Origin of the sequence: Promineifilum sp. (SeqCode) (assembly GCF_041918635.1) — a bacterium.
Classification (GTDB): Bacteria; Chloroflexota; Anaerolineae; order Promineifilales; family Promineifilaceae; genus Promineifilum.
This window is the reverse complement of the sequence record NZ_JAYRVJ010000264.1, coordinates 1-2,787: the sequence shown is the minus strand read 5'-3', so window position 1 is coordinate 2,787 and position 2,787 is coordinate 1. Positions and strand designations below refer to the sequence as shown.

3 protein-coding genes and 1 pseudogene are annotated in these 2,787 nt (G+C 68.9%); 1 reads left to right on the top strand and 3 read right to left on the bottom strand.

Annotated features, from left to right (window positions below; translation table 11 throughout):
* Together ACE3UY_RS08820 and ACE3UY_RS08815 are read right to left on the bottom strand one after the other, a co-directional pair.
* Positions 1-383: pseudogene (locus ACE3UY_RS08820) on the bottom strand (class I SAM-dependent methyltransferase); the annotation flags it as partial.
* Complete coding sequence (locus tag ACE3UY_RS08815; RefSeq protein ID WP_374687174.1) at positions 370-1,146, bottom strand: polyprenol monophosphomannose synthase; 777 nt, start codon at positions 1,144-1,146, stop codon at positions 370-372. The pseudogene ACE3UY_RS08820 and the gene ACE3UY_RS08815, both read right to left, overlap by 14 nt.
* Before the next feature lie 214 nt (positions 1,147-1,360).
* Here ACE3UY_RS08815 and ACE3UY_RS08810 point away from each other — a divergent pair, with 214 nt between their 5' ends.
* Positions 1,361-2,278, top strand: coding sequence for a RimK family alpha-L-glutamate ligase (locus ACE3UY_RS08810; RefSeq protein WP_374687173.1), 918 nt, complete (start codon positions 1,361-1,363; stop codon positions 2,276-2,278).
* A 79-nt stretch (positions 2,279-2,357) separates the two neighbouring features.
* Here ACE3UY_RS08810 and ACE3UY_RS08805 read toward each other — a convergent pair.
* Positions 2,358-2,787: oligopeptide/dipeptide ABC transporter ATP-binding protein (locus ACE3UY_RS08805; protein ID WP_374687172.1), on the bottom strand; the 430-nt coding region annotated here is incomplete at its 5' end.

Below are 2,787 nucleotides of genomic sequence, written 5' to 3'. Positions count from 1 at the left end.
GCCTGCCAACCGGACTGCGCGGCCACCTCGACGAAGACGCCAATGTAGGCCCCCACGTCCAGCAGCGCCCGCCCCTCGGCCGGGCCGGTGAAGCGCTCCAGGTGGCGCAGGTGGTGACGAAAGGTCAGTTCGCGCCCCTGCCGCTCCTCGACGTAGGTTTCATCCTCGACGGCGGTGTAGGCGTCCAGCACCACATCCACCGGCCAGCGCGGGTTGGCGTAGACCAGGCCGCAGTGGCGGCACTGGACGATCTGGGCGTGGTGGCCGTAGCCGGCGTGGGTGCAGCGGAAGGCTTCGACGCGCGGCGCGTCGGCCTCTGTGGTGGCTGGGAAGCGCACGCGGTAGTCGTCCCGGCCGCACAGATTACAGTTAACTTTGATCATTACTGATGATGGGTGACACGGCGACGGCCGGCCGGCGCGGCTCTCCGCCGCCCAGCCGGCGCAGGAAGAGGCGGAAGACCGTGTATTGGGCTTTGAAGATCTCCTGGCGGGAGATTTTCGTCTTCCCCTTGCGGCGATCCTCAAAGATGATGGGGACTTCGCCGATCTGCCAGCCGCGCCGCTGGCACAGGAAGAGCATTTCGACCAGGAAGGAGTAGCCGCTGGAAAAGACCTGGTCCAGCGGAATGGAGAGCAACACCTCGCGCCGGTAGAGGCGGAAGCCGGCCGTGGCGTCGCGGGCCTTCAGGCCGAGCAGCGTGCGGGCCACCAGGTTGGCCCCCCGGCTGAGCAGGATGCGCCGCCGGCTGCAGTTGCGCGTGCCGCCGCCGCGCACGTAGCGCGAGCCGATGACGACGTGCGTGGCGCGACTCATGGCGATCATGTCGGGGATGTAGCGCGGGTTGTGGGAGAAGTCGGCGTCCATCGTCAGGACGCGCTCGGCTCCCAGATCGCGGATCGCCGCCTTGAAGCCGGCGATGTAAGCCGTGCCCAGCCCCAGCTTGGCCGGCCGGTGCACGACGTAGACCCGGCCGGGGTGTTGCGCGGCCCAGCGGTCGGCGATGTCCCCCGTGCCGTCGGGCGAGTTGTCATCGACCACAATCGCGCCGATGCCCACCGGCAGCGCCAGCAGTTGGGCCAGTAGATCATCCAGGTTGTCGGCTTCGTTATACGTCGGGACGATGACGAAGGTGTCGATTGCCATCAGCAGTTGCTCCGTAGCGGTTGATTGTAGCCTAGAGGGGGGAGGGGGCAAGGGGAGCGGGGGAGCGGAGGAGCAGGGGGGCGGGGGAGAAATCAGACTCCGCCTCCCCAGATGCGGATAGTAGCTGGTGGCAGGTGGCAAGCGAGAAGCCCCCCTGCTCCCCCGCCTCCCCGCTCCCCTGCGCTAATTCCCGATCCCAATTACAATAGGCCCCATGCGCATCGGCATCCTATCTCGCAACCCCGCCCTGTACAGCACGCGGCGGCTGGCCCAGGTGGCCCGGGAGCGCGGCCACCAGGCGCAGGTGATCGACACCACGTCGGTGGCCGTCCACCTGGGCCGGCAGGGCGCGCCGCCGGGCGAAACGCACCTTCTCACCGAAGGCATTCCCGGACTGGCGAACACCTCCCCCCTGCCGGCGCTGGACGCCATCATCCCGCGCATCGGCACGTCGGTCACGTTCTACGGGCTGGCGGTGGTGCGCCAGTTCGAGGCGGCCGGGCTGATCACGACCGCCTCGTCGCAGGCCATCGCCCGCTCGCGCGACAAGCTCCAGAGCCTGCAACTGATGGCCCAGGCGCGCCTGCCCATCCCGCGCACAGCGGTCATCGCCCGGCCGGAGGCGCTCTATGCCGCGGTGGATGCGGTGGGCGGGCTGCCGGCGGTGGTCAAGCTGATCCATGGCACGCAGGGGCGCGGCGTGCTGCTGGCGCACTATCTGGCGACCGTCGCCGCCGTCCTGCAGCGGGCGGAGGAGTTGAACCGCCAGGCCATTATCCAGGAGTTCATCGCCGAGGCGGCCGGCCGCGATCTGCGGGTCATCGTCGTCGGCCACCGCTGGGTGGCGGCCATGGAGCGGCGCGCGCCGCAGGGAGAGTTTCGCGCCAATCTGCACCAGGGCGGCACGGCCGTGCCCGTGGAGCTAGACGCGGCGACGGCGGCGCTGGCGGTGCGGGCGGCGCGAGCGCATGGGCTGGCCGTGGCCGGGGTAGACCTGATCCCCTCCAGGCGCGGGCCGCTGCTGCTGGAGGTCAACTCCTCGCCGGGGCTGGAGGGCATCGAGGCGACGACGGGGGTAGACGTGGCCGGGGCGATTGTGCGCTACGTCGAAGAGGCCGCCCGCCGCAGGTAGGGGCTAGGGGCTAGGGGTTAGGGAAGAGCGTTCTTCCCTAGTCCCTAGTCCCTAGCCCCTATTCCCTAGCCCCTATCCCCTAATGAATCACTTGCCTGGCTACCCGCGCCCCCTTCTTCTCGGCGATATTGGCGACGGTCAGCTTGCTGGCCCCGCGCTCGCCCGTCTCCAGCAAGTGGCAGGCGGCGAAGTGGCCTCCGCCATAATCCTTGAAGGGTGGTTCTTGCTGAGAGCACAGGTCGAAGGCCAGCGGGCAACGGGTGTGGAACCGGCAGCCGGAGGGCGGGTTGAGCGGGCTGGGTACGTCCCCTTCCAGCAGAATGCGCTGCCGCTTCAGCGTTGGGTCGGGCACGGGGATGGCCGACATGAGCGCCTGGGTGTAGGGATGCAGCGGGTCGCTGTAGAGCAGGTCGCGCGGGGCCATCTCCACCATCTTGCCCAGGTACATGACGCCGACGCGCTCGCTGAAGTGCTCCACCACGCTCAGGTTGTGGGCGATGAACAGGTAG

What these genes read in the sequence shown, in the direction of transcription:
- ACE3UY_RS08815 (WP_374687174.1), bottom strand. Translation starts at nt 1,146, where the DNA reads ATGGCAATCGACACCTTCGTCATCGTCCCGACGTATAACGAAGCCGAC.
- ACE3UY_RS08810 (WP_374687173.1), top strand. Translation starts at nt 1,361, where the DNA reads ATGCGCATCGGCATCCTATCTCGCAACCCCGCCCTGTACAGCACGCGG.